This is a genomic window from Clostridium sp. KLE 1755, assembly GCF_000466465.2.
Classification (GTDB): Bacteria; Bacillota; Clostridia; order Lachnospirales; family Lachnospiraceae; genus Eisenbergiella; species Eisenbergiella porci.
Window position 1 is genome coordinate 126,813 of the sequence record NZ_KE992671.1, and the last position, 25,995, is coordinate 152,807.

Below are 25,995 nucleotides of genomic sequence, written 5' to 3' on the forward strand. Positions count from 1 at the left end.
GCCCCGCCCCAGGGTATCCTGGGGCGGGGCTTATTTTATATGCGTAACTGTGTTAACCAGCTACCTTTATCCTTTAATTAATTCCGGTAATGGCAAATCCGCTGTCCCGTCCTTCATCCTTCTGGAAAATAATGTTAGGGCGGCCTTCCTCAGCTCCCAGCACATATTTTCCGCCGGAAAGCTCCTTTACTTCGAAAAGATTGGTGGAAAGCACGGCCTTCACCCGTTCGTCCGACAATACCTCCGATACAGGAAGCTTCAGAAGATCTCCTCCGTTTTCAATCGTCTGATCCTCATCTCCCAGATTCACATAAAGAGGATATCCGGCCAGAGAGGAAAGGGAATTGATATCCCTGTATTTACAGGCAAACAGGATATCCGCTGCAAAAGCCAGCGCTTCCCGATCCGCCGCAGGCTTCACGGCACAGTCCGTTATACTGGAAGCAACGCCGTCCTCGCAGGTGACCGTCACCGCCTGCCCAAGAAGGATGCCGTCACTGGTTTCCACCACATCTTCAGTTTCAGGAAGGCTTACTGCATACATCATCCCTTCCGCCGTATCAATAACCAGGCTGTTCATGGCCGCATCCACAACAATTCCGTCATAGGTTCCGGATACTGCCATGGGGATTTCCTCCGATGCCATGTCAAAGGTCCCGCTTTCCTCTGTGCTTCCTGTCTCTTGTGTACTTCCTGTTTCCTCAGTGCCTTCCTGCGCGGATCCTGTCTGCGTCGCTTGGGCGCCCGCCGTTTCCGCCACTTCCTCCGCAGGCTGCGTCACAGTCTCCGTCTTTTTCCCGCAGGCCGTAAAAACAAGGCCGGATATCATGAGCGCCGCAAGCAGAAATGCACCTGCCGCCTTTCTCTTTGCCAAACTTATTTTTTTCATATATACTCCCATCCGCACGTCATGCGTGCTTTTAAAACAGAGGCCGGCAGCTGTCCCTTATTCCGTTCCCTTACAGTTACCGGGACCGCTCATTCCTCTTTCAGGAACAGCCCCACCGGGCAATGGTCGGAACCCATTACGTCCTTATAGATCACCGCATCCTCCAGCCTTTCCTTTAACTGAGAGGATACCAGGAAATAGTCAATGCGCCATCCGGCGTTCTTCTCTCTCGCATGGAAACGGTAGGACCACCAGGAATAGGCACCTTCAGCCTCCGGGTAAAAATACCGGAAGGTATCAATAAAGCCGTTTTCCAGCAGCACGGAAAACTTCTCCCTCTCCTCGTCCGAAAAGCCCGCGTTTTTCCTGTTGGTCTTCGGGTTCTTCAGATCGATTTCCTTATGGGCCACATTCAAATCCCCGCAGAATATCACCGGTTTGGTTTCTTCCAGCTTCTTCAGATATTTCAGGAATTCTTCTTCCCAGGTCATACGGTAGGGCAGCCTTGCCAGCTCTTCCTGGGAATTGGGCGTATACACGGTAACCATATAAAAATCAGGGAATTCCAGGGTAATCACCCTGCCCTCCTGATCATGCTCCTCTATCCCGATTCCATAGGAAACGGAAAGCGGCTCTTTTTTTGTGAAAACAGCTGTCCCGGAATAGCCCTTCTTTACCGCATAATTCCAGTACTGATGATAGCCCGGCAGCTCCAGGGAGATCTGTCCTTCCTGCAGCTTGCTCTCCTGGATACAGAAAATATCCGCGTCCGCTTCCTCAAAAAATTCCATAAAGCCCTTGCCCATACAGGCTCTCAGGCCATTTACATTCCATGATATCAGCTTCATATTATTCTCCTCGGCTTCCTGATTCCGTTTCCGGCAGGCGCACTAAAAATGCAGCAGCCTGGTCGCAATCTGGAAATAAATGATCAATGACAGCGCATCCACAATTGTTGTAATAAAAGGGCTTGCCATAACGGCCGGGTCAAAGCCCACCTTTTTGGCAAACATGGGAAGCGTACAGCCCACAATCTTTGCTACAAATACAGCTACGATGAGGGTCAGGCAGATAACAAGGGCGACCATGACTCCCACCCTGTCAAAAAGCATCAGCTTTACAAAATTGGCCGCCGACAGAGTCGCGCCGCACAGCAGGGACACCCTGGCTTCCTTCCAGATAACCCCGGGCAGATCCGCAAACTGTATTTCATCCAGGGAAATACCACGGATGATGGATACGCTTGCCTGGCTTCCTGCATTTCCGCCCGTATCCATCAGCATGGGGATAAAGGTGGAAAGCACCATACAGGCGCTGAGCGCCGTTTCATAGCTGGCGATGATCCGCCCGGTAAAGGTGGCGGACACCATCAGCAGAAGCAGCCAGGGAATCCTTTTTTTCCAGGTTTCCAGCACGCCTGTCTTCATATATGGTTTGTCACTGGGCACGATAGCCGCCATCTTCTCAATATCCTCTGTCGCTTCTTCCTGGAGGATATCCACGATATCGTCTACCGTAATAATGCCCACCAGCCTGTTTTCATTATCCACGACAGGCATGGCCGTAAAATCGTATTTCTGGAACTGTCTGGCAACCTCCTCCTGGTCCATCAGGGTATTGATGGAGATTACGTTTTCATGCATGATATCCGCAATGATTTCATCCGGCTGGCTCAGCAGCAGGTAGCGCAGGGCCACCGTTCCCACCAGCTTTCTTCTGCTGTCCAGCACATAGCAGATATTTATAGTCTCACTGTCCACGCCGATTTTCCGGATCCTGGCTATGGCTTCGTCCACAGTCAGATTTTCCTTGAGATCCACATATTCCACCGTCATTATGCTTCCGGCGGAATCCTCAGGATATCGGAGAAGGTGATTGATATCCCTCCGTGTCTCCGGGCTGGCGTTTGCCAGGATTTTCTTTACTACATTGGCCGGCATCTCTTCCATAAGATCGGCCGCATCATCCGCCATCAGGTTATCCACGATTCCCGCGGCATCCCTTTCTGACAGGGAGGTGATGATAAACTGCTGATTGTCCACATCCATATAGGAAAAGACGTCAGCCGCCAGATCCTTGGGCAGAATACGGAAAACCTTCAGCATATCCTGCTCTTCCAGCTCCTCCAGCAGGACTGCGATATCAGCGTCGTTCAGCTCTGCCAGCATCTGGCGGAGCCTTGTATACTGCTTGCTGTCAAGCAGCTCCCTTACTTCCTTGCTTTCTTCCATGACAATCTCCTTCCGGCGGTGTCATGACAGCTTTCAGGCATGGCTTCATCCCCGGCGGGGTGCATCCGGCAGCATCCCCGGAAAGCATCACATCCGCCTTACACGTTATTTTGTTTTGCTTCCAACTTCGCCCGGGGACAGGAACATCACCGCTGCTTGCCTTTTTGCTCTTCATTAAAACCACCACCTTCCGGAAAATTATTTTTGTGTCCGCGCGTAAAAACGCCGGTCTGTCAGGCAATTAGTGCCTCTTTTACTTATTTAATACTTTTACACTATAACTTCCCGCTTAATCTTTGTCAACAAAATAGTACCTGTCAACCACTTCCAACTCCGCCCGCGCGCCGGTTGCCTCCGTCAGTTCCTTTATAAGCCGTTCCTCCTCCGGGGCAGGCACCACTGTTTCCAGCGCCACCCGTTCCGTATATTCCGCATTTTCCTGGGGATAGCCCTTCTGTCCCAGAAGGTACTGTATCCGGCCGATATCCGAATAATCCGTTCCAATGCGTATCCGGCTTCCATAGCGCATCGTCGCCGTCTGGCTCGCCTCCAGCCCGGCCTTCACCGCCGCACCATATGCCCTCACCAGCCCGCCGGTGCCCAGCAGGGTTCCTCCGAAATACCGGGTTACCACCACCGCTGCATCGCAGATGCCTTCCCCCAGCAGTACCTCCAGCATGGGACGGCCTGCTGTTCCTGAAGGTTCTCCGTCATCCGAGCATCTGGTCAGCTGCCCGCGCCGGCCGATGACAAACGCCGAACAGTTATGGGAAGCGTCCCAGTATTTCTTTTTCATCTCTTCTATAAAGCTGACGGCTTCTTCTTCCGATTCGGTTCTGCGCACTGTGGCTATGAAGCGTGACTTCTTTTCTGTTATTTCAGCGGTGCCTCCCGTGAGAACACAGCGGTAAGGCTGAAAATTCGTTGTATTTTCCATGTTATTAACTCCATTTGGGATAGATAAAAATGTATAATGTGTACCGCTTACAGTGTCCGGGAGGAAAGGGATGGGGCATACAGAACCGGCCAAAGGCAATGCATCCTTAAAGAAAGGGCAGCTTCAGTTGCCTAACCTCCTTACATTACAAGCGGTTTTCCACGCATATTTTATCTTACCATATTAAAGGGGAAAAGTGTATAAATTTCAGGCGCACAGGATTGTGTTGAAAGATTATAATTGAAAATTTATGATTTAGAATGCCAGCAATCAGTGCTTTGGCGCTTTCTTCCTCCCGGGCCTGGCGAATTTACATAAAATGATATGATATGGCATCAAAAAAGCGGCCATCCTTATATAGACAGGATGACCGCTTTTTGGTTGATTTTATACCCTTTTTATATTATACCCATTTCGATGGGTATTTTCAAGAAAAAAAACGGGAAATATAATTACGTCAGAGGTAGTGGCGTATGATTAGTTATGAACCATTTTTTGATACTATGAAAAAGAAAAATATTTCTTCCTATTGGTTAATTATGCACGGACTTTCCAAGGGAACTTACGAGTCATTGAGGAAGGGGAAGCCCTGCAGTACTGTTACCATTGACAGGTTGTGTACGTTGATGGACTGTGATGTGCCAGATATAATAACTTTTAAGAAAGATTGATGCGCGGTAGAACATGAAAAGTTTTGCCGCGTTTTTTATTTTTTTCAAAAATAAGTTGACATACATACTGCTGGTATGTATAATCAGACATACCGATGGTATGTTTATTGTACATAGTGTGAAGGAGGGTTCTCATGGCGAGGAATAAGTATCCGGAGGAAACGCGTAATCTGATTGTGGATACGGCGGCCAGGCTGTTTGTGGAGAAGGGGTATGAACGTACTTCCATCCAGGACATTATTAATAATCTGGGCGGACTGAGCAAGGGAGCTATTTATCATCATTTTAAATCTAAGGATGAGATAATGAATGCGGTGGCCGATAAGCTTTATGCGGGGGCTACGGAAAAAATGAATGAGATTGTCCGGCGTAAGGATCTGACGGGGCTTGAGAAGCTCCGGATGGTATTTCAGGCGTCTATTTATTCCTCGGCGCAGGAGGAGCTGTTTGCCGCGGCCCCGGATATGCTGGATAATCCGCAGCTTCTGTCGCTGTTTATCCGGAATTCCGTGCAGCAGGAGGCTCCGGCCATGATACAGCCTATTTTAGAGGAGGGTATCGCGGACGGTTCAATTTGTACGGATTATCCGAAGGAGCTGTCTGAGGTGCTTATGCTGATGGGCAATCTCTGGCTGAATCCGCTTGTTTATCATTGTGACACGCTGCAACTGATAAACAGAATGAGATTTTTCCAGCATATGCTCCGTCTCCTGGGACTGGATATTATTGATGATGAAATGTTCATTCCTTTGGAAAAGTACGCACAGCTTTATCAGGAGCATCAGGGTCGCAGATAATACGGCGGCAGCCGTTCTTTGAGAATTTGTCTTATGTTCAGAAAAATAACTGCTCTTCATGGGCAGCTTATTTTTGGCAGTTTTTCATACCAACGGTCGGTATCAAAGTTTAAAGGAGGATTCTATGATAAAATTTTCAGATGTAACAAAAGCTTATCAAACGGATGAGCCGGTGTTAGCGCATTGTTCACTCAGCGTACCGGAAGGGAGCGTCTATGCGCTGGTGGGAAAGAACGGGGCGGGAAAATCCACCTTGCTGAAGCTGGCGGCAGGTTTTCTTTGTCCTGATTATGGAGAAATATGTTTTCAGGATATGCCTGTCTGGGAAAACAGGGAATTCCATATGAATGACTATCAGGGGGCAGGAAAGGAACTGTTTGAAAAAGAAGTACTTGCTGAAATGAAAGGAGACGTTTTATGAAACTGATGCAGCTGGAATTGAAAAAAATAAACTGGAGGCCTTATCTGGGCGCGGCCTGCGGTCTGCTGGCCTTCGGGCTGTTCATCGCCCTGCTTTTCTGCTTTCTTCCCGAGTCGGAACGGGGCGTGGATGACGCGCAGTTTTCCGGCAGCTGGAATTCCCTGATTCTGCTGGTTTCCTGCGTCAGCATGTTTTCCTTTACCATTTTTGGGGCGGTTCTTGGCTCCAAAGTCATTCTGGACGGTTATCTTGGGAAAAAAGTATTGCTGCTTTTTTCCTATCCTGTTGACCGCCTGTACTTCTCTTATCGCCGTATGGTTCGGTTTCCGGAAAAAAAGCGCGACAACTGTCATCATTTCAGCGCTTATCCTCACCGCGCCAATGACTAATTTTGCATCCGCGGGCATGTACGGCTGGATGAGCCTGGCAGGCTTTGCCGCGGTCATGGGAGCGCTGTATTTTATTGTTTACCGGAGCCTTTCCCGTAAGGTTTCTCTCATGGAGGTTCTGTGAACCTGACGCAAAGCGGCTGATGTACAGCTTGTTTTTGGAACCGGGCGGCTGATGTAAATGCCGGCCGCCGCCAGAGTTTTGGCAGCATGAATACATTTTCCGGCGCATCTGGTTTTATGCGCCGACAGTTTCGTCTGGAGGTTTATATGAAAAAAGGATTTTCCAAGAATTTTTATCTCGTTGTAATCGGTCAGATCATTTCCCTGTTCGGAAATGCGGTCATCCGGTTTGCCCTTCCGCTGCACCTGCTTTCCGTTACCGGATCGGCGGCGCTTCTGGGTGTGGTATCCGGCGTAGCGTTCCTTCCGCTTGTTGTCATGTCTCCCATCGGCGGCCTGATTGCGGATCGGATGAATAAAAGGAATATCATGGTTGTGCTGGATTTCTTTACGGCAGGCCTGGTTCTTCTTTTCCTGGTGTTAAGCGGGAGGGGCAGCCTGGTTTCGCTCATCCTGATTATGCTTTTTCTCCTGTATGGGATTTCCGGCGCTTATCAGCCTTCCGTGCAGGCCAGCATTCCTTTGCTGGTATCGGAGGAAGCCGTCATGCCTGCCAATGCCATTATCAATATGGTGTCCTCCCTTTCCGGCCTGCTGGGGCCTGCCCTGGGCGGCATTGCTTACGGTCTCTGGGGCATCACCCCCATACTTTATGTCTGCATGGGCTGTTTTTTCCTGTCTGCGGTCATGGAAATTTTTATCCATATTCCGTTCGTTAAAAGGGTGCGCACGGATACGCTGCTTCATGAAACTATCGCAGATATGAAGAGCAGCCTTATTTTTATCGGACGTGAAAAAAAAGAAATCGGAAAGCTGACATTTTGCTGCGCTGCGGTAAACCTTTTCCTATCGGCTCTTATGATTGTCAGCCTGCCTGTTATTGTTACACAGGTACTCGTTTTCCCCCGGAACAATGCTTCGGAAATGTATGGTTTTCTGGAAGCCCTCATGGCGGGAGGGGGACTGCTGGGCGGGCTTGGCGCAGGGCTTTTAAGCAAACGGCTGAATGTCAGAAGCACCTGGAAGCTGCTGTTTTGCTGCGGAATGCTGCTGCTTCCCATGGGCGCGGCTCTTTATAAGGGGCTTCCGGTATATCTGGCTTATCTGATTCTGGCGGTGTCGGGGATTCTTATCATGGCGATGGCATCCCTTTATACGATTCAGGTAATGTCTTATATCCAGATCACGACGCCACCCGGGCTGATCGGCAAGGTAATCTCATGGATTATCGCTCTTTCCACCTGTGCGCAGCCACTGGGGCAGATCATGTATGGCTTCCTGCTGGAGCATTTGCGCGGGATGCTGTGGATCGTGTTTGTTGTGACCGCTGCGGCTACCATGCTTTTCGCCCGGTGGAACAGACGGGTGGCGCAACGGCTGTAGTCCGGGCCTCAAGCCTGGCATGAAAAAAGGTGATGCTTTCCTCTGTGTGAGGGCATCACCTTTTGGCTTCTTATATAATTCAGGACTCCAAAGCAGTCAGCCTTGCTTTTGATTCCTGTACCTGGCCCCAGTTTTCAAGGGCAAGCTCATATGTTTCATATACTTTATCGGATACACGTTTTAACTCCTGACGCAGCTTCTGCTGGCCTTCCTTCAGGGCTCCGATTTCGCTTTCCACTCTGTCGAGGCGGCTATCCATACCATCAAGCCGGCCCTCCAACCTGTCGAGCCGATTATGTACGGGCTGCAATTTTTCATCTAATAATCCTGACAATACGTTTATCAGTACTTTCTCGTCCATTTTACTCCTTATCTGCGCTCTAATCCGCATAACAAACCTACAGCTGAAAGTGTTTTTCTTTCAGCTTCTTTGTGCATTACAGGCCTCCGGAGCCATTATCCTGCTGTCTCTGATTACAGATAAATACTATCACAGGAAGGAGATAATCTCTATATGTATTTTCGTATTTTTCTGTATACATTCTGCGTGCAGACGACGCCATATCTGCCGTTTTATCCGAGAATATACTTCTTCACTTTCCTCTCCGGCGCCTGGGGATTCAGTTTATAAATCTGTTTTTCAATCTTTCGGAAGGCTTCTTCACCGGAAATCCCCGCGGCCGCGTCAAATACCTCTTCCCCGAACAAATCCTCCGTCAGGCAGAAAACCGTTGAAGACCATCCGTATTCCTCACCCTTCCGGGATTTCTTTCTTGTCCTGCCGCAGAGTGAAACGTAAAATTTCATCTGCAGCTCAGTCAGCGCATTATCAAATCCGCTTTTGTCCTCTCTGGAAAAACCGCCGTACTGCTTCAGAAGATGCACCGGAAGCTCCTTTTCCTCACTGAGCACATCATAAATCCGTTTCGCCATCAGGGTAACATTACCTTCCTCATATTCCTCGTAAAGGTCCGCCTTTCCCCTCCTGGCTGCCAGGAAATAGGGAAACCATTCTTTCGTTATATAACCGCTTTTCTTAAAAAAGAGCTTTCCATAGGCAATATCACGATACTCATCCAGGACCCGTATCCTCCATTCCCATGGATCCGTATCATCGTCCTCCGTATGCCAGTGTATTTTATCACTAAAGTAATCGCTTAATGTAAAAACCCCTTCTCCGTTTTCACCGCCGATTGTAAAGCCCGCTATCCTCAGATCGTCTACAAAATCCTGAAAGCCGTTTATTTCCTTCATTGCCTGTCCTCCCTGTTCCAACCTCTGATTTCTGATTCTTAATTTCTGTCCTCAAGCTTATCAAGCAGCCTCCTTATACGCCAGGTACAGTCGGCAATCCTGTTTTCTTTCTTTTTCCAATTGTCGGAAAGTGGAAAATATATCCCGTCTTTTACCTCGCTTCCCATATCCCAATTTCCTTCTTCCCTTTGATTTGCATACAGCCATTTTGATGCAAAATGCAGCATGTCGATGCTGTTCCTGTATTCCGCAAGCAGTTCCAGCGCCGCCAGATATCTTCCCGCCTCTCTGGATGCAAACGTTTCCGGTACATTACAGATCCGGGAATCTCCCGAGGGTCTGCTAAAAACATAATAAATTCCTTTGTCATAATGAAGCACATAATCCATCATCAGGCGCTCCGTTCTTTCATTCAGCATGCCGGGAAGGAGGGAAAGCTGATAAAAAGTCACAAAATCCACCAGCCGTCCGCCTCGCGGCGGTTCTCCGAAAATCTCCGTATATGCCAAAGCACAGTCCTCATGGCTGAAGCTCCCGGAAGAGAACGCCCGGGTTATAATATCGGCCCATTTCCCGGCAACACGGTTCGCGCTCCTATCTGCCAATGTGAATTTCCTGATCCAGACAGCGAGCATCAGCTCCGTAAAAATATCCCAGTTATGCATTTTTTCCCGCCTGTCCGGCATTTGTTTCCTGCCTTTCAGGCAATCGCTCATATATGTAACGGTTCTGGCAATCACCTCATCATTGATATCAAAGCCTAAAACATACAGTCTGCGCAGCGCCTGTTCCGTTGTGATTGGCGCTTTGGATGGCTTACTTAATGTATGGAAATTTCCCCACAGACCATTTTCATCCTGCTGCGCCAGAATTTCTTTCGCCCATTTAGTGTCCTTATACAAATTTTTCTCCCCGATTTCATATCTGTTCAGAATATTTTATATCTTTATCCGGGATTTTCCGAATTCATTCAACGTTCCCGGCCTCTTTTGAATTTTCTCACTGCGGCGTCAAGCAGAGACTTATCGCCTCTTTCTTCCATAAATTTATCTGATATCCGATTCAGTAATTCCTCCCCCATTCCCGTCCAGTAAAACCATATTGCAACCAAAATACTGATTGCTAGCAATATCCCATAATTTAATCTTTTCATGCACCGCCCTCCCTTGTTACGCCCAAATATGTACAGTAAAATAATTGTTTTCTTCATTCTACCATGCCTGCTCCGCCTTTATCAACAACTACTAAAACTACTAAAAAGACCACCTTCCTTCGCGCCCCTCTGGTTACTGTTCACCCCTTCTGAAGAACGGCACAAGAATCCCGATTGTTTGCGGTTCACCTTCACGATAACATGGGTATCAACGATGAACACCTCGCTCCCGGAGAAGGAATGGTAAACTGGGCAAACGTCAGGGATATTATCGATGCCTCCTCCTATGAAGGCTCCTATACCCTGGAAAGCGACAGCGCCGTCATTCCTGCCGGACGCACACCCCTGGAACACCTGCTGCTTCATTATAAAGGGGCAAAAGCAATGCTTTTTCCGTAATCGCTTCCGGTACGTATAGAAAATCCGGCGTCTTTCTGCTTTCGTTGCCAGCCTGCATTTCCCTGCGCCTGCAGGCTGACAATGAAAGCCATAACAACGGTTCTCCCATGTAAAATTTATGTAAAGAAACCGCCCTGTCTCTTGCTCTCCCTCACCCGCTCCCCTATAATAGGGACAACATTAATCCTCAGTGTTTTATCAAAGAAAGGAATTTCCCCATGGACGACGCCCACAGTGACGCTGCCCCAAACATATATACACATACCTGTTTTTTAAACGGCAGCCTGTTAAAAACAGGAACACACAGGCATAGTCCGCGTTCCTCCGGGAATACGGGCCATGCTTTTTTGTGTCCTGCGAGATGAAAAGGAGAAAAAGCATGGATCTGCAACTGGAAAACATAAGAAAAGCCTATGGCGACAAGCAGGTGCTCAGGGACTGCACCTTTGCCTTTGAAAAAGGCAAAATATACGGCCTCCTGGGCAGAAACGGAGCTGGCAAAACCACTCTTTTTAACTGCCTGACAGATGAGGTGCCCGCGGACGGAGGACGCGCGCTGCTTTTTGACGGCGACGGCGCGCCGCGGCCGCTTACGCCGGATCAGGTGGGGTATGTATATTCCACGCCCATTCTGCCGGATTTTCTTACCGGCTATGAATTCATACGTTTTTTTATGGATCTTCATGAAGGAAATGTCCCTGTGGGAAAGACAATTGATGACTATTTTGATATGGTAAAAATCGATGCCCACGACAGGCACAAGCTGATCAAGGGGTATTCCCACGGAATGAAAAACAAGGTGCAGATGCTCATGCTCCTCATAGCCCGCCCGCCTGTGATTTTACTGGACGAGCCGCTTACCTCCTTCGACGTGGTGGTGGCCCTGGAAATCAAACAGCTTCTCCGTGAAATCCGGCCGGATCATATTCTTATTTTTTCCACCCATATCCTGCAGCTTGCCACAGATTTGTGTGACGAAATCGTAGTGCTCAGTGACGGGCGGCTCAGCCGGCTCGACCATTCCCTGCTGGATAGCCCTGACTTTGAAGCCAGGCTGATAGAATTATTAAAGGATGAAAATGCCCATGATTAATACACTGAAACAAATCATTTTTATGAGGACCGCCCTTTGGGTTAACGCCTTTCTCTATTATCTGAAACGCCTTCCCCTGGCGGGTAAACTGGTCCCTGATTCGGTGTACGCCAATTATTCCGCGAAAAAAATACTGGCTGCCGGCGCCTTCCTGGTTCGCCAGCTTGTTGACATTACAGGCAAGCCGCTGTATCTTCTGTTTTTTGTCCTGCTGCCAGCGCAGCTGCTGTCCGGAAAAGTACCCGTATGGAAAGGACAGACCTTTTCCCTGATGGCGCATATCCTTTTCTTTTTAAACTGTATTATCGGTTCTCTGGGAGACAGCCAGATCTTCACCGTAACCAGGGATAAAATCACCTTGCTGAAATATATGAAGGGCGATGTACGCAGCTATACGCATGCGGCCCTCTGTCTGAAATATGTCCCTTTTTTCCTCTATTACCTGCCTTTTCTTATCCTCTTTTCCTTACTTTGTGGAGGGACGGCGGTACAGGGGCTGTTTCTGTGGATTCTGCTGGCGGCTGCCCGCGGTATGGGAGAAGCGTTCCAGTTGTTTGTTTTTGACAGGACCGGCAAGGTGTACTACCGGAATATGGCATGCAGCTGGGCCATTATCGGTATCGGACTGGCCGGGGCTTACCTGCTTCCTTTGTCAGGGATTTCCCTGCCGGCGTCATTTTTGCTGCATCCGGTCAGTATGGTATTCTGGCTGGCCTGCGGCGGCTTCAGTCTGTATTACATTATTACTGGCTATAAAGGTTATGAGCAAAAACTGATTCATTCCATTGATATTAATTTTCTGCTGACAACCATAATGAAATCCTCTTCCGCTTCTTCCTTCAAAGAGGTGGAGGTCCGGGAAAAGGACGCGGAGCTTTCCCTGTCCGTAAAACAGCATACATCGGCGCTGCGGGGCTATGCCTATTTTAACAGCCTGTTTTTTGCCAGACACAGACGACAGCTCCTGCGCCCGGTGTACTACCGCCTGATCGCAGTGGCTGCCATCTTTGCGCTCTCCGTTGTCTTCCTGCTTCTGAACCGGCCCGCGGCAGTGAAGCTTGGGCAAAACATGACCTCCCTGCTGCCCTCCTTCGTCTATATCATGTATTTTCTCACGGTAGCGGACAAAGCCTGCCGGGCCATGTTCTATAACTGCGACAAGGATATGCTCCATTATTCCTTTTACCGCAGGCCGGATACCATACTGAAGAATTTCCGGGTGCGGCTGATGTATGTATCCCTTTATGACGCGGTCATAGCCGGCGCCCTGTGCCCTTGCGCCGTTATTTTCCGCCTGCTGTGCGGCGTCAGCATTTTTACGGCGGATATGCTGCTGTTCTGTCTGGCCATCCTGCTGCTTTCCGTCCTTTTTACCGCCCATCACCTGTGCCTGTACTACATTTTCCAGCCTTATTCGGAGAGCCTGCAGATAAAAAACCCGTTTTTTTCCGTCATCAATATCATTATGTATGCTCTCTGTTTCCTCTGCCTGGAAATCAAAGTGACCGGAAGCCTGTTTACGCTGGGCGTACTCGGCTTTACGGTGATATATATTGCGGCGGCGCTTGTTCTTGTATATTTTCGTTCGCCGAAGGCCTTCCGGGTAAAGTAATTTATTGTACAGACATTACCGGAGCCGGTTCAGCCCTTCCCCCGAAACTGCACCGGCTCCGCCTCATATCTGCATCAAAGTCTCATCATTTGGATACCTTCAGGAAAAATTCGTTAATCCCCTCATAGAAGCCGATTGTGACTATCGTTTTTTCGTTTCCCATGCCTGCAAACACATACTTTTTAAAGTAGGGGGTGGTTTCCAGCAGGGGATTTTGATCCTCATAAACCTCCGGCGCCTCAAGGCCCATGTACTCGCTCCACCGGGCAATGATTTCATCGGGGTCCATTTCCTCCCAGCGCATGGAGGATCTGGCGTAAAATTCATAAATTCTGCCATCATCCGCGTCAATATAGGCATCAATGAGGCGGTTTTCTTTTCTGGCATTTTTCTGGCTGGTTGACAGGCTCACCTTCCAGACCGCCACGTTGTTCTGCGGCTCCGGCACGTCAATGGCGGAATACAGCACCGCGTCGTAGGCAGAGGCTTCCACCTTTCTGACGGAATCCGGAAGTATCCCCAAATCCTTCAATATCTGCAGTCCTTCATTACAGGATTCTATGATTTCCGCATCCGTAATTTCCTTTCCGGAAGGCCCTCTGTGATTGACTACAAAGGCATAGCTTCCTTCCGGCTCCTGATATTCCAGGCCGTCCTCGTCCTTCCGGGTCATGGCGTTCTGATCGCTTTCCGGGAAGGACTGGCTGTTCAGGCATTTCGCCAGAATATAAAGCCGCTCGTTGCTGCTTAAGGTATAGCGGTAGCCTTCGCCTGCCGTTTCCACTGTCTGGGCATGGGTCACGCCCAGAATCTCCCTGTCACGGTATTCCGCAATGGCCTCCGGCCCCCAGATGGAAAAAGCCATGACCAGGCACACAAACAGAAGAAAGGCAATGTTCCTCATGTTTTTTTTCATTCCATTCCTCCTTTATCCGGGAGGACAAAGCTGATACAGGAGCCTTTCCCCGGTTCACTTTCTATTTCCAGCTTGCTCCCATGAAGGAGAAGGATTTCCGCACACAAGGCCAGGCCCAGGCCGGCCCCGTTCTTGCTTCTGGAGCGTGACTTATCCACCATGTAAAAGGCTTTGGTGATATTTTTCTGTTCTTCCCTGGGGATCCCCACGCCCATGTCCTTTACCTCAAAACGGTAGCCTCTCTCCGTGAGCTTCCCCCTCACCTCAATAGGGCTTCCCGGCTCCGAAGCCTTGCAGGCGTTATCCAGCAGATTCACCAGCACCGACTTGATCAGGTTGGCCTCGGCCCTCACCATACCCGACTCATATTGAAAATGAAATTCCATCTCCGTATGGGATGCAAACATATCCTTCAGATAATCGAAAAGGGAAGCGGCAGGCACCAGCTGGAACTGCACTTCCTCCTTCTTGGTGACAATGATATCCAGAAGCCGCAGGGACATGGCCTCCAGCCGCTTTCCTTCCGTATATATATAATTGGCGGACAGGAAGCTTTTTTCCTCATCCAGCTTACGGGAACGCAGCATGTCCGCATAGCCTATGATAGCCGTCAGCGGAGTCTTCAGCTCATGGGCAAAGGCAGCCACGAAATCCTCCCTGGCCTGGATTTCCTCCTCCAGCTTATTGATATTTTCCTCCAGCACATTTGCCATATGGTTAAAATCCGTAGTCAGCTGTCCCAGCTCGTCATTGCTGATCTGCCTTGCCCGATAACCATAATCTCCCGCCGCCATCCGCTTCGTCGCCCTGGTAAGCAGGCGGATGGGCTTGGTCAGCCAGGAGGAAATCACCAGCATCAGCACCGTACCGAATACCAGCATCAGTATCGTCACCCGGCGGTACACGGAAAAGCCCAGCTGCCTTTCCCGGAAAACCTCAGACACATCCTTCAGCGTTTCCAGATACAGGATCCTGTCCAGCGCATTCACCGTTATCCCGGTCTGGATATAATAGCTGTCCTCCTGCCTGATCACCCTGTAGGTTTTGGTATTTTCATCCGTCTGGCCCAGCAGGCCGTTGTCCGCTTCAAAGCCGCTGCTGATATAGAGCACGTTTTTTTCCTCGTCGGACAGGCGCAGCAGACGGCTGCTGTCATGGCCGCCGGTCTCCATGTTGGAGGCGATCTGCTCTATGGTATGATCCTGAAGCACATCGTATTTTGCGGGCACGTTAAGCGCGGCCGTCTCAAAGGCGAACCGGAGGATGCTGTTTTCATCCAGCGCCTGCCCCACCTCCCGGTCCAGCGCGGTCTCAAACACATAATTGACAAAATAAAATCCGCTGAATCCGAAGGCAATCGCCATGACGATCATCGTACACAGCAGCAGCTTGATTGAAAATTTCATTGCGGCACCTCTAAGCGGTATCCCACCTTGTATACCGCTACCAGACTATGCTCCCATCCCAGCTTCCTTCTCAGGCGCTGTACATGCAGGTCCAGCGTCCGGCTGTCCCCGTAGTACTCGCCCTCCCAGACCTTTTCATACAGGGTCTCCCGGAACAGCGCTACATTTTTATTTTTCATAAAAAGCACCAGCAGGCCGAATTCCTTGTTCGTCAGCTCCACGGGCACTCCCGCCCTGGTCACCCGGCGCGCTTCCACATCCACCACCACATCGCCCGCGCTGAGCAGCCTCTCCGTTTTGTTATAGCGGCGCAGCACCGCTTCCACCCTGGCCACAAGCTCCACCACGTCGAAGGGCTTCACCAGATAATCGTCCGCCCCCAGCTTCAGCCCCTTCACCCGGTCGCGCACCTCATGCTTTGCGGTGATGAAAATGACCGGAATGCCCATGGGCCGGATGTATTCCATGATGTCGTAGCCATCAGCACCCGGCAGCATGATATCAAGCAAAATCAGGTCAAAGTTCTCCTCCTCTATCAGCTTAAGCGCCTCCAGGCCGTCCTGGACAGTCCGGCACTGGTAGCCTGAGGCGGAAAGATTCAGATCTATCAAATCGCAGATGGGCTTTTCGTCATCCACTATCAGTATTTTTATCATCGGTACAATGATGCTCCTTTCCCAAACAATTGTTTCCCGGCAGGCTCCGGCCCCTTCCGGCCCCTGTTTACACGGACCAGCCCCAATAGGCGCGCGCCCTTAGCACCAGCTCCTCCGTCGTGACGTTTTCCCCAATCCGGTACAGCTTCTTATACTCCGTATCGGCGGAAAAACCTCCCGTTCTCTGGTAATAGATCTCAAACTCCGTTCCAATCACCGCCTCCGCCTGTTCGCTTTCATAGCTGTAGCGGCCCAGCACGATGATGTCCTTCAGGCCGTCCCCGTCCACATCCTTGCAGACAAGGCCCTTGAGCGCATACAGATTATCATATTCCCCCATGGGCTGGAAGCTCCAGACGATGTAACCCTGCTCATTCACCAGATAAATCATAAATACATTATAATCCGCCATGGTATAGGTTCCCGGCACCACCTGAAGCCTACCCATTTTTTCAAAATTCCGCCAGTAGCACTGTTCTTCTATAATCCGGAAGCCATGATCCAGCAGCTCCTTTTGCGTCATGGCCGTATACAGGAATTCCGTGGAATTGCCGTCCCGCACAAAGGAGGTGATGAACCGGATGCTTTTATTCATGCTGAAGCGGTTGATTTTATCGGAAATCCGCCAGTCCTGGTAGAAGCCGTCCCTGCTTCCGAACAAAACATCCCCTACCTTATAGGTTTTCTCCGGGCGGGAGCTGTTTTCATTGATGCAGGAGGTAATCAGCACAATATCCGTGTAGCCGTCCCCGTTCAAATCCTGGAAGGAAACCGCAGCCATGCCTTTATTGGGCTGCTCCAGCATGCCCCGGTTCCGGTTGTTGGTTTCCAGTCTGTCGGTTTTGTATACCACCCGGTCCTCCCCGTCCGTCAGGAACAGGGCAAACCGGTTATATTCCGTATCTAGCGCCGGAATGAAAATCACTTCCCCATAAGGCTCCAGCGTTACCGGAAACGCCTGGGTATCAATGATCCTAAACCCCTGCGCCGGAATATCCCCCAGCTTGTCAATCGCGTCAAACCGCTGCCTGTACGCCTGGTATTCCTGCGCCGGCTGTGCCGGATCCTCATTTTCTTTTTCCGTTCCCGCAGCCTGCAGGGAAAGCGGACAGCACAGAAACACTGTCAGGAGGATACATGCGCCCCGGGCCAGGCGGGTTCTTATTTTTTCATACAGCAAGTCTTTTCACCCGCCTCTCCTATTCCTTCCTGTCCGCTTCCGCCGCCTTTTGAATCAGCCGCTCTATCCCCTCCTGAGAATAGGAAAGCAGCCGCCCGAACGCACAGGCTGTCTCATAGCTTTTCTGCTTTGTATACCCGCCGGTTTCCTGCAGCCTCCGCTGTTCCTCCTTCAGCCGCAGATATTCCTCCAGCACATCGTCAGTATAGTAAAAAAGGAAATTATATTTGCCCCGGTTGGCCTGCGCAGGGAATAACTCCGTGATAAAGGCCTCGTCTTCCGGGTAATATTTTACCCCGTATTTTTTACAAAGCTTCTTTACTTCCGGCAGATAGCTGTTGCGTTCCTGCCTGGTGTCACAGGGATGGCTCATGGCCAGCTTCTTCACTCCCGCCGCCGTCATCTCACAGAAAACATCCATTACGCCCAGCTCATAGGAATACCGGTCAACCTCACGTTCCCCGGCGGCTTCCTCATCCCATGGCTCATACTCCTCCTTGTCCAGGGAAAGGGGAATGCCCGTCCTGCTGGTCACATTCACTCCGCCATACCAGGTACTGTCTATTTCAAAAATATCGCCCACCTGATATTCCATGGAAAATTCATCGTTCTTTTTCACTATCCTTATCTTCTGTCCGCTCATATCTGCTCTCCTGCTTTCATCCTTCCCCGTTGATCCGAAATCTTTTAATCAGTCCCCTGGGCAGCTGCGCCTGTGCCGAAAGCTCCCTGCCCTGCCGCTTTTCTGACCGCTTTAATAATTATGCCATGTTTTTCCCAACAAAATAAATGCTATCACTTATGCTCAGTTAATTATATCATAGCATAAAAGAATGACAACGATTAAAAAACCTTTCCCTTCCGCCGGTCCTGTCCAAAACACCGCAACTGATAAAAAAGAAGAGGCGCCGGCGGCTCCTCTCCTTTTTTATCAAATATGGTAACTATTCGTTACACCCACAGTTACCCAATATTAACGTTTATCCCTCAGCATAACATCATGGGCTCCGCCTTCCACAATGCTTGTGGAGGAAACAAGGGTGATTTTGGCCTTTGCCTGAAGCTCAGGGATGGTCAATGCACCGCAGTTGCACATGGTGGAACGCACCTTGCTCAGCGTAAGATTTACATTATCCTTCAGGCTCCCGGCATAGGGCACGAAGGAGTCCACGCCTTCTTCAAAGGAAAGCTTCTTGTCTCCGCCCATATCATAGCGCTGCCAGTTCCTGGCCCGGGCGCTTCCTTCCCCCCAGTATTCCTTCATGTAGCTGCCGTTGATATTCACCTTCTTGGTGGGGCTTTCATCAAATCTCGCAAAATATCTGCCCAACATAACGAAATCCGCGCCCATGGCCAGCGCCAGCGTAACGTGATAATCATGTACAATGCCGCCGTCGGAGCAGATGGGAACGTAAATACCGGTTTCCTTATAATACTCGTCCCTCGCCTTCGCCACTTCAATTACGGCTGTCGCCTGGCCTCTGCCGATACCCTTCTGTTCACGGGTAATGCAGATGGCCCCGCCGCCGATTCCGATTTTTACAAAGTCGGCTCCGGCATCAGCCAGGAAGCGGAAGCCTTCGGCGTCCACCACATTGCCTGCACCCACCTTCACCTTGTCCCCGTAATTCTTCTTAATATAATCCAGGGTGATCTTCTGCCATTCCGTAAAGCCTTCCGAGCTGTCGATACAGAGCACATCCGCGCCGGCTTCCAGAAGCGCCGGAACCCTTTCCGCATAGTCCCTGGTATTGATGCCCGCGCCCACCAGATAACGCTTGGAGGCATCGATGGATTCATGCTCGTTCTTCTTATGCCTGTCATAGTCCTTGCGGAATACCAGATAAACCAGTTCCTGCTTCTTATTCACCAGAGGGAGACAGTTGATCTTATGATCCCAGATGATATCGTTGGCTTCCTTGAGCGTTGTATCCTCGTCCGCATAAATCAGGTCTTCGAACTTCGTCATAAATTCGCTTACCTTCATATCCGGCTCCATGCGGCTGACACGATAATCCTTATTCGTCACAATGCCCAGCAGCCTGCCACCCGCTTTGCCGTCTTCCGTAACGGCAATGGTGGAATGGCCGGTCTGTTCAGTGATCCGAAGCACATCCTGAAGCGTCATATCCGGTGATACGTTGGAGTCGCTCACCACAAAGCCGGCACGGTAGCGCTTCACCCTCCGGATCATCTCCGACTGATCCTCAATGGACTGTGAACCATAAATAAAGGACAGGCCGCCCTCCTGCGCCAGCGCCACCGCCAGCCTGTCATCCGAAACAGACTGCATGATCGCGGACACCATGGGTATCTGGATGGACAACGCAGGTTCCTCGCCCCTGGCGAATCTGACCAGCGGGGTCTTCAGACTGACCTCAGACGGAATGCACCTGGTGGATGAATACCCCGGAACTAAAAGGTATTCACTGAACGTTCTGGATGGTTCCTCGTAATAAAATGCCATATCAACTCTCCCTTCCTGACAGTTAACCGGTTCTTATATATTGCCAACCAGCATATCACACCGCTCAGCCGTTGTCAACGACACTTTATTACAAAAACTCCTCCCGCATCGGAGTGAAAATATCCAGCAGAATTCCCTCCTTCAGACAGACGCACCCATGCTCCACACCATCCTTTTTCAGCATGCTGTCACCCGGATTCACAATTCTTTTCTCACCTGCTATCTGAAACTCAAACTGCCCGGATACCACGTAGGTTATCTGGGTATGGGGATGGTGATGCACAGCGCCCCTGGCCCCTTCCATAAAATGATTCTCCACGCACATCAGCCCGTCCGTGAACGCAAGCACCTTACGCTCCACACCCGGCGCACAGGCCTGCGCGGCGATATCGCTGTTTTTCACCCAGGCCTGATCCTTCATTGCCCTTGCATATTCTGTTTCTTTCATGAAATAATCCCTCTCTTTTCCTTATTAATAATGTTTATAATGTTTTCACGGCCCTGCCGGATCCCCGCTATTCCCTTGTCAGCTTCCGAATCCAGTTCCCATAATGGGATTCCAGAAACGCCGGAATGCATTTGAAGATCTGATCCGCATTCAGGCAGCAGACCACTACCGCCGGCGAAGCCTTCACCACAAAGGCCATGACAAATGACAGCGGTATCACGATTCCCCATATGCTGATCAGATCCATCTTCACAACAAACATGGCGTTCCCGCCTCCGCGGATAATGCCGTTGTTGGTCGGCATCTGGTAGGACATGCCGATGACCACAACGCTCAGTATGATAAGGAAGGTATTGGCCATCTCCTTGGTGGAGGCGGACAGATCATACAGCTGCAGAATGGGCACCCGGATAAGGAACAGAAGAAGCCCTGACACCAGGCCGATAACCACAAAAATACGCTGCAGCCTTCCGGAATATTTTTTTACCAGAGCGATATCCCCCGTACCTATCGTATTCCCGATGATGATGGAAGCGGTGGAGGCCGCACCCACAGCCATGGACTTGACCATCATAAAAATAGTGGAGGCAACGCTGTTTGCTGCAATGGCCGCCGCAGTCATATGGCCCAGGATGACGGTCTGCAGCGCGGTATTCACGCCCCACAGCCCCTGCACCACCAGCATGGGCGCCGTCACTCTGAAGTAATCCCCGGAAAGGACACGGTCATGCTGCAGATAGCTGCGAATGCTCAGATGCAGCTGCTTTTCCTTTTTGATAATGTAGATAATCAGTACTACAAGCTCCGTCATACGCGCCGCCAGCGTCCCTATCGCCGCACCCGCGGCCCCCATTTCCGGCGCACCGAAATGGCCGTATATCAGCACGTAATTGATTCCGCAGTTGACAAAAAACGTCATCACCGAAAGGTAGAAGGCGATTTTCACCACCTCCACGCTGCGCAGCGTGGCCAGCAGAATCTGGGTGACAGCAAAAAAGAGATAGGTAAAGCGGATAATGGAAAGATAGCTTACGCCCTCACGGATGATGCTCTCCTCTGTCGTAAAAATCCCCACCGCCTGGCGCGGGAAAATACTGACAAGCGCAAACAGCAGTATCGCGATCAGCAGGCCCGCATGCATGGCCGTTGCCGAAATCTTTTTCATTGGTTCCGTCTGCCGCTTTCCCCAGTACTGGCTGCAGAAAATAACAAGCCCGTCTCCCAGGGCCATAAGCAGCTGCTGGTAAATAAACTGGATCTGGTTCACCGCCGCCACGCCGGACAGCGCCGTTTCGCTGTAGGAGCCAAGCATCATATTGTCTGCCAGGTTAACGCTCAGAGTTACCACATTCTGCAGTACAAGAGCCACATAGATAGTTAAAAATTTTCTGTAAAATGAAGTGTCTGCTTTCCGTTTCATAAGTTTTTTCTGTTTTTACTTTCTTTTATTATTATTCTTACGTATTAAAAAGAACCTGGGAATAAAAAATATATCCACTGCCGGAAGGGCGGCTTCTCAGCCCCTGGGATACCGCTCCTTGTTCCGCCTTTTGCATTCATACATCTGCGCATCCGCCGTTTTGATAATCTCCTCCAGCGTCATCCGTTTTCCAATTCTCCTGATTTCCACTACGCCGTAGCTGAAGCTCACCGGATACTCCTCTTTGTTTTCCGCCACAAAAAGCTCCAGAAGCTCCGCAAACTTCTTCTCCGCCGTTTCCTTCTCCACCTCCGGTATCACCACACAGAATTCATCCCCGCCGATCCTGGCGAAAATATCCGTGGAGCGGACCGAACTTTTCATAAGGGAAACAAAGCTGCGGATATAATTATCCCCCTGGTTATGTCCGTAATGGTCATTTACATATTTCAGGCCGTCCAGATCCAGATAGCAGAGAGTCACTTCCCTGCCCTCCTCCAGCACGCTTTCCATATATTCATCAAAAAACAGCCTGTTATGGATGCCGGTGCCCGGGTCCATATACGCTTTGCTGTTCAGGCGGTTGGCCGCCTGCTTTTCATCGGTAATATCCACCACGATATGGGCATAGGCATTCTGTCCCCGCCATTCTATATGGAAGGTTGTGATGCGGTAATATCCCTGCTCCTCATCTCCCGCCTCCCATACCTTATACTGTTCGCTGTCCTGCCAGTTCAAAATATCATTTCTGAAGGAAAGCCTGTGCCGGCATTTTTCACAGAACTCAGGATCGATCCGCTTTTCATCCTTTCTCTTGTTGCAGTAAACAATATCCCTGTTTTGTGCATCCACCACCACAATCCATTCTTTCCTTCTGCGCGTCATCTCCACAAGCAGATCATTATATTCCTCAATGACCTGCGCCCGCTTCTGGACCTTCTGGGCTTCCTCCTTCAGCTGTGTCTCCCGCTCCTTCAGCTGGGCCGTCATGGTATTGAAGGCCTCCGAAAATTCTCCCAAATAGGAAACATGCTGAGAGTAATCCCCGCTCGCCACCTGCTTTGCCTGCCAGGTCAGATGATTCAGGTTGGCATGGAGATTTTTCAGATTAACGCACAGGAAATTGTCCCGGGACGGATAAGCCCCGGACAGATTGCCCCGGGAAAGGTCTTCCGTATACGCGAGCATTTCCTCCACCGCCTGCTGCAGGAATGCAAGCCCCTTCCCAAGCTTTTGATAAGGCTCGTCCAGCTCCTTGACATCAAGCGCATGGATCTGCTGATCATACAGAATACTTCTCAGGTATTCAAACAGCAGCTCACAATTATCCTTTTCCATCTCCTACCTCTTCTCTTCCGGTTCCACACGGAACCGGCATACACGATCCCCTGTCGCCCAGCAATCAACCTCCACGGCAGAATACTCTTTTCCCGTATAAGAGGATAAAATACCGGCGATAAAGCCTTCATCATAATTACATACCGTTTCCCCCAGCAGCGGAAGGCCGGAGCAGTCCGCGTCCTCCGATACGGTAAGCATGATCCTTCCTGTTTCTTCATCGAATTTTTCTATCCGCAGGACGCCGATTTTCATCTCTTCCATCTTGGACTGCAGCGACGCTATGAATGCGTTGAGCGGCAGGGATATATCCAGTATGTTCTCCGCGAAATAGGCGCCGGCCTTAAAACCGGCCTTTCGGAAAATACGCACCTGCTCCTCTTCCCCCAGCTGTTCCGCCAGCTGTTCGCGTATGGAATATTCCATAAGCCTGTATACGGCCACCGGGAGCTGATCCCCCAGATTTCCCCTGTCGTTGGTATTATAATTCATGTATTCAGTCAGGCTGAGCTTTCTTTTGTTCTCCAGAAAAACGTTCTCTGCCATACTGCCTTTCCTCCTCTGTCCCGTATTTTTCCGTTCTTAGCCGCAGCAATTCAACGCAAGCTTTCTTTTTATATACATTTAAAGATTATATCACAAAAGAAAGAAAAATTGTCACTTATGCACGTATAAAAGGGAAAAAGTGTAACAATTCAGATGTCCGGACAGTTACGGAAAAAGTTTCTGCATGTCCGGCGTGTTCAACTCATAAGTTTAATTTATGATTCGATAATTATTAATCATTATCTATCATAAGAGAAGGGTGTTAAAATTAAATCAGTACCGCTACAAAAAAGTCCATCAAACATGATACGCAGCAAGCTGCGAGGCAATGGACCCTCACAGCAGGTTCCGGCCAGATGTTATCACATCTATCCGGATCGTTGTCTGCGGGAATTAAGGAGGTCAGCAGCATGGGTTACTCGCTCAATATCACACAGGCTGACGCGGTTCTGGAGAAGCTCCGGAAGGATTACCGCGTCTTCGCACCCAGACGTTTTCCCAAGCAGGGACGTTATTCGGATACCGATATTGTTCGATACGCCGAGGTGGAACGTTTTTCCGACATCGTATGGGATGTGAAATCAGACTACCCCGCCAAGGAGGTTCTTACTCCGATTCAACAGACTATCTTCTATTTTACAGAGGATGAATACCGGGCAAGCAAGGTGGCCGCAAAACCGATTCTTCTTCTGGCAAGGCCCTGCGATATCAATGCGCAGAAGATCCAGGCCAGGATATATGCGGGCAACGGCGGCTATGATGATTTTTACTATACCCGGATGAGGGAGCTGGTGACCTTCGCCCTGATGGAATGCGGCGGCGGTGACGATACCTGCTTCTGTGTTTCCATGGGCACGAACCGGACGGATGATTACGCCATTGCCCTGCGCTTCTCACCGGAGGGCGTTGTCGTGGGTGTGGAGGATGAAAGCTTTGCCCCTTATTTTGACGGAATGCCCCAGGAAGACTATACGCCTGCCTTTGTGGAGGAAAATGAATTAAAGGTGACGCCGCCTGATTTAAGCGACATTGAGGTGCGCAAGGCGTTGAAAAAGCATCCTATGTGGAAGGAATTCGATTCCCGCTGCATCTCCTGCGGCAGCTGCACGGTAGCCTGCTCCACCTGCACCTGTTTTACCACGCGGGACGTAATTTACGGAGATAATCCGGAGGTCGGCGAACGCCGCCGCGTCAGCGCTTCCTGCCAGATAGAGGGCTTTGATCAGATGGCGGGACAGCGGGAGCTGCGTTCTACCCCGGGCGACCGGATGCGTTTCAAGGTTTTACATAAATTTTATGATTATAAGGCCCGTTTTAAAGAAAGCCATATGTGTGTTGGCTGCGGCCGCTGCACGAACCGCTGTCCGGAGTTTATTTCCATCTCCGCAACGGTAAATAAGATGAATGCCGCCGTGGAAGAAATCAAGGCCGACATGGCCCGGAAAGGAGTGTGACATTATGATGATAAATCCCGTTCAGCCCAAGCCCTGCACAATTCTGGGCGTAACAAGGGAAAGCGAGCATGAGTGGACCTTCCGGGTACAGTCGGATGCCAAACCCTCGCACGGACAGTTTATGCAGCTTTCCATCCCTAAAATCGGCGAGGCTCCCATATCCGTTTCCGCCCAGGGGGATGACTGGCTGGAATTCACAATACGTTCGGTAGGCAAGGTGACCGATTCCATTTTTCATAAAACAGCAGGAGACACGCTCTTCCTGCGCGGCCCTTACGGAAAAGGCTGGCCTGTGGAGGAATTTGCCGGGAAGCATCTCGTTGTCATTACCGGCGGCACCGGCATCGCCCCTGTCCGTTCCCTGCTGCGCATGTGCGCGCAGACGCCCGGCTTCGTTCCGGACATCCATCTGATCAGCGGCTTTAAGGATGAATCCGGCATTGTTTTTCACAATGACCTGGAAGAGTGGAGGAAAACGTTCCATACAATTTATACGCTGGATACCGGCGAAAAGGAAGGCTGGCGCACCGGTCTTGTAACCGAATTCGTAAAGGAAATACCTTTTGCTTCCTTTGACGGAAATTACGCCGTGATTGTGGTCGGGCCGCCTCCGATGATGAAATTTACGGGGCTTGAGCTTTTGAAAAACGACGTGGCGCCGGAAAACATCTGGATGAGTTTTGAGCGTAAAATGTCCTGTGCGGTAGGCAAATGCGGCCATTGCCGGATCGATGAGGTTTATGTGTGCCTGGACGGCCCGGTGTTCCCTTATACGGTTGCCCGCAATCTGGTGGACTGAGGAAGGAGTGGAA

Annotated in this window: 29 protein-coding genes; 11 read left to right on the forward strand and 18 right to left on the reverse strand. The window is 50.3% G+C overall.

Features of this window, described 5'->3' with window-relative positions:
- Positions 1-73: 73 nt before the first annotated feature.
- The 4 genes from HMPREF1548_RS06195 to HMPREF1548_RS06215 all read right to left on the reverse strand — a co-directional run bounded on the left by HMPREF1548_RS06195 (position 74) and on the right by HMPREF1548_RS06215 (position 4,057).
- Complete coding sequence (locus HMPREF1548_RS06195) at positions 74-889, reverse strand: hypothetical protein (RefSeq protein ID WP_035321265.1); 816 nt, start codon at positions 887-889, stop codon at positions 74-76.
- Positions 890-978: 89 nt separating this feature from the next.
- A complete protein-coding gene (gene xth, locus HMPREF1548_RS06200; protein WP_021635012.1) occupies positions 979-1,737 on the reverse strand; it encodes an exodeoxyribonuclease III in 759 nt (252 codons plus the stop codon).
- A gap of 42 nt (positions 1,738-1,779) precedes the next feature.
- A complete protein-coding gene (gene mgtE, locus HMPREF1548_RS06205; protein ID WP_021635013.1) occupies positions 1,780-3,120 on the reverse strand; it encodes a magnesium transporter in 1,341 nt (446 codons plus the stop codon).
- Positions 3,121-3,409: 289 nt separating this feature from the next.
- Entirely contained in the window at positions 3,410-4,057 is a 648-nt protein-coding gene (locus HMPREF1548_RS06215; RefSeq protein ID WP_021635015.1) for a YigZ family protein, read from the reverse strand.
- 503 nt (positions 4,058-4,560) lie between these two features.
- Here HMPREF1548_RS06215 and HMPREF1548_RS06220 point away from each other — a divergent pair.
- From HMPREF1548_RS06220 to HMPREF1548_RS06240, 6 genes are all read left to right on the forward strand, one after another.
- Positions 4,561-4,728: a helix-turn-helix domain-containing protein gene (locus HMPREF1548_RS06220; RefSeq protein ID WP_268890951.1), complete on the forward strand. Its 168-nt coding sequence runs from the start codon at positions 4,561-4,563 to the stop codon at positions 4,726-4,728.
- Positions 4,729-4,862: 134 nt separating this feature from the next.
- Positions 4,863-5,525 carry a TetR/AcrR family transcriptional regulator gene (locus HMPREF1548_RS06225; RefSeq protein ID WP_021635019.1) on the forward strand — a complete coding sequence of 221 codons (663 nt, stop codon included), beginning with the start codon at positions 4,863-4,865 and terminating at the stop codon, positions 5,523-5,525.
- Positions 5,526-5,649: 124 nt separating this feature from the next.
- A complete protein-coding gene (locus tag HMPREF1548_RS06230) occupies positions 5,650-5,946 on the forward strand; it encodes an ATP-binding cassette domain-containing protein (protein WP_025491647.1) in 297 nt (98 codons plus the stop codon).
- Positions 5,943-6,335, forward strand: coding sequence for a hypothetical protein (locus tag HMPREF1548_RS06235; RefSeq protein ID WP_021635021.1), 393 nt, complete (start codon positions 5,943-5,945; stop codon positions 6,333-6,335). The genes HMPREF1548_RS06230 and HMPREF1548_RS06235 overlap by 4 nt, the downstream gene beginning before the upstream one ends.
- On the forward strand, positions 6,328-6,459 hold the full coding sequence (locus tag HMPREF1548_RS30425; RefSeq protein WP_021635022.1) for a hypothetical protein: 132 nt from the start codon (positions 6,328-6,330) through the stop codon (positions 6,457-6,459). The genes HMPREF1548_RS06235 and HMPREF1548_RS30425 overlap by 8 nt, the downstream gene beginning before the upstream one ends.
- Before the next feature lie 146 nt (positions 6,460-6,605).
- Positions 6,606-7,841, forward strand: coding sequence for an MFS transporter (locus HMPREF1548_RS06240; RefSeq protein WP_035321269.1), 1,236 nt, complete (start codon positions 6,606-6,608; stop codon positions 7,839-7,841).
- A gap of 79 nt (positions 7,842-7,920) precedes the next feature.
- On the opposite strand, the gene HMPREF1548_RS06245 is transcribed toward HMPREF1548_RS06240, so the two are convergent.
- The 4 genes from HMPREF1548_RS06245 to HMPREF1548_RS06260 all read right to left on the reverse strand — a co-directional run bounded on the left by HMPREF1548_RS06245 (position 7,921) and on the right by HMPREF1548_RS06260 (position 10,248).
- On the reverse strand, positions 7,921-8,202 hold the full coding sequence (locus tag HMPREF1548_RS06245; protein ID WP_051358328.1) for a hypothetical protein: 282 nt from the start codon (positions 8,200-8,202) through the stop codon (positions 7,921-7,923).
- 212 nt (positions 8,203-8,414) lie between these two features.
- On the reverse strand, positions 8,415-9,095 hold the full coding sequence (locus HMPREF1548_RS06250) for an AlkZ-related protein (protein WP_021635025.1): 681 nt from the start codon (positions 9,093-9,095) through the stop codon (positions 8,415-8,417).
- Positions 9,096-9,133: 38 nt separating this feature from the next.
- Positions 9,134-9,997 carry a hypothetical protein gene (locus HMPREF1548_RS06255; RefSeq protein WP_021635026.1) on the reverse strand — a complete coding sequence of 288 codons (864 nt, stop codon included), beginning with the start codon at positions 9,995-9,997 and terminating at the stop codon, positions 9,134-9,136.
- Between the two features lie 68 nt (positions 9,998-10,065).
- Positions 10,066-10,248 carry a hypothetical protein gene (locus HMPREF1548_RS06260; RefSeq protein ID WP_147332367.1) on the reverse strand — a complete coding sequence of 61 codons (183 nt, stop codon included), beginning with the start codon at positions 10,246-10,248 and terminating at the stop codon, positions 10,066-10,068.
- Between the two features lie 174 nt (positions 10,249-10,422).
- On the opposite strand from HMPREF1548_RS06260, the gene HMPREF1548_RS29380 reads away from it, so the two are divergent.
- From HMPREF1548_RS29380 to HMPREF1548_RS06270, 3 genes are all read left to right on the forward strand, one after another.
- On the forward strand, positions 10,423-10,647 hold the full coding sequence (locus HMPREF1548_RS29380; RefSeq protein WP_270493274.1) for a TIM barrel protein: 225 nt from the start codon (positions 10,423-10,425) through the stop codon (positions 10,645-10,647).
- A 379-nt stretch (positions 10,648-11,026) separates the two neighbouring features.
- Positions 11,027-11,740 carry an ABC transporter ATP-binding protein gene (locus HMPREF1548_RS06265; protein WP_025491639.1) on the forward strand — a complete coding sequence of 238 codons (714 nt, stop codon included), beginning with the start codon at positions 11,027-11,029 and terminating at the stop codon, positions 11,738-11,740.
- A complete protein-coding gene (locus HMPREF1548_RS06270) occupies positions 11,733-13,352 on the forward strand; it encodes a hypothetical protein (RefSeq protein WP_025491638.1) in 1,620 nt (539 codons plus the stop codon). Before HMPREF1548_RS06265 ends, HMPREF1548_RS06270 begins: the two co-directional genes overlap by 8 nt.
- An 85-nt stretch (positions 13,353-13,437) precedes the next feature.
- Here the strand turns inward: HMPREF1548_RS06270 and HMPREF1548_RS06275 are convergent, their stop codons facing one another.
- The 10 genes from HMPREF1548_RS06275 to HMPREF1548_RS06320 all read right to left on the reverse strand — a co-directional run bounded on the left by HMPREF1548_RS06275 (position 13,438) and on the right by HMPREF1548_RS06320 (position 23,729).
- Entirely contained in the window at positions 13,438-14,268 is an 831-nt protein-coding gene (locus HMPREF1548_RS06275) for a hypothetical protein (protein WP_021635033.1), read from the reverse strand.
- On the reverse strand, positions 14,265-15,674 hold the full coding sequence (locus HMPREF1548_RS06280; RefSeq protein WP_021635034.1) for a sensor histidine kinase: 1,410 nt from the start codon (positions 15,672-15,674) through the stop codon (positions 14,265-14,267). The genes HMPREF1548_RS06275 and HMPREF1548_RS06280 overlap by 4 nt, the downstream gene beginning before the upstream one ends.
- Complete coding sequence (locus tag HMPREF1548_RS06285) at positions 15,671-16,330, reverse strand: response regulator transcription factor (RefSeq protein WP_021635035.1); 660 nt, start codon at positions 16,328-16,330, stop codon at positions 15,671-15,673. The genes HMPREF1548_RS06280 and HMPREF1548_RS06285 overlap by 4 nt, the downstream gene beginning before the upstream one ends.
- A gap of 67 nt (positions 16,331-16,397) precedes the next feature.
- Positions 16,398-17,510, reverse strand: a complete 1,113-nt coding sequence (locus HMPREF1548_RS06290; protein WP_021635036.1) for a hypothetical protein — start codon at positions 17,508-17,510, stop codon at positions 16,398-16,400.
- Positions 17,511-17,529: 19 nt separating this feature from the next.
- Positions 17,530-18,153 carry a hypothetical protein gene (locus HMPREF1548_RS06295; RefSeq protein WP_021635037.1) on the reverse strand — a complete coding sequence of 208 codons (624 nt, stop codon included), beginning with the start codon at positions 18,151-18,153 and terminating at the stop codon, positions 17,530-17,532.
- Between the two features lie 330 nt (positions 18,154-18,483).
- The gene (locus HMPREF1548_RS06300; protein ID WP_021635038.1) at positions 18,484-19,977 is read right to left on the reverse strand and encodes an IMP dehydrogenase; all 1,494 of its coding nucleotides are present in this window, start codon (positions 19,975-19,977) and stop codon (positions 18,484-18,486) included.
- An 88-nt stretch (positions 19,978-20,065) separates the two neighbouring features.
- A complete protein-coding gene (locus tag HMPREF1548_RS06305) occupies positions 20,066-20,425 on the reverse strand; it encodes a cupin domain-containing protein (protein ID WP_021635039.1) in 360 nt (119 codons plus the stop codon).
- Positions 20,426-20,492: 67 nt separating this feature from the next.
- Positions 20,493-21,845, reverse strand: coding sequence for an MATE family efflux transporter (locus HMPREF1548_RS06310; RefSeq protein ID WP_021635040.1), 1,353 nt, complete (start codon positions 21,843-21,845; stop codon positions 20,493-20,495).
- A 96-nt stretch (positions 21,846-21,941) separates the two neighbouring features.
- Positions 21,942-23,183 (reverse strand): sensor domain-containing diguanylate cyclase, encoded by a 1,242-nt coding sequence (locus tag HMPREF1548_RS06315; RefSeq protein WP_021635041.1) that lies wholly within the window; start codon positions 23,181-23,183, stop codon positions 21,942-21,944.
- A 3-nt stretch (positions 23,184-23,186) separates the two neighbouring features.
- Positions 23,187-23,729 (reverse strand): V4R domain-containing protein, encoded by a 543-nt coding sequence (locus HMPREF1548_RS06320; protein ID WP_021635042.1) that lies wholly within the window; start codon positions 23,727-23,729, stop codon positions 23,187-23,189.
- A 410-nt stretch (positions 23,730-24,139) separates the two neighbouring features.
- On the opposite strand from HMPREF1548_RS06320, the gene asrA reads away from it, so the two are divergent.
- Positions 24,140-25,183: an anaerobic sulfite reductase subunit AsrA gene (gene asrA, locus HMPREF1548_RS06325; RefSeq protein WP_021635043.1), complete on the forward strand. Its 1,044-nt coding sequence runs from the start codon at positions 24,140-24,142 to the stop codon at positions 25,181-25,183.
- A gap of 7 nt (positions 25,184-25,190) precedes the next feature.
- Positions 25,191-25,982 carry an anaerobic sulfite reductase subunit AsrB gene (asrB, locus tag HMPREF1548_RS06330; RefSeq protein WP_035321338.1) on the forward strand — a complete coding sequence of 264 codons (792 nt, stop codon included), beginning with the start codon at positions 25,191-25,193 and terminating at the stop codon, positions 25,980-25,982.
- The last annotated feature ends 13 nt before the right edge of the window (positions 25,983-25,995 follow it).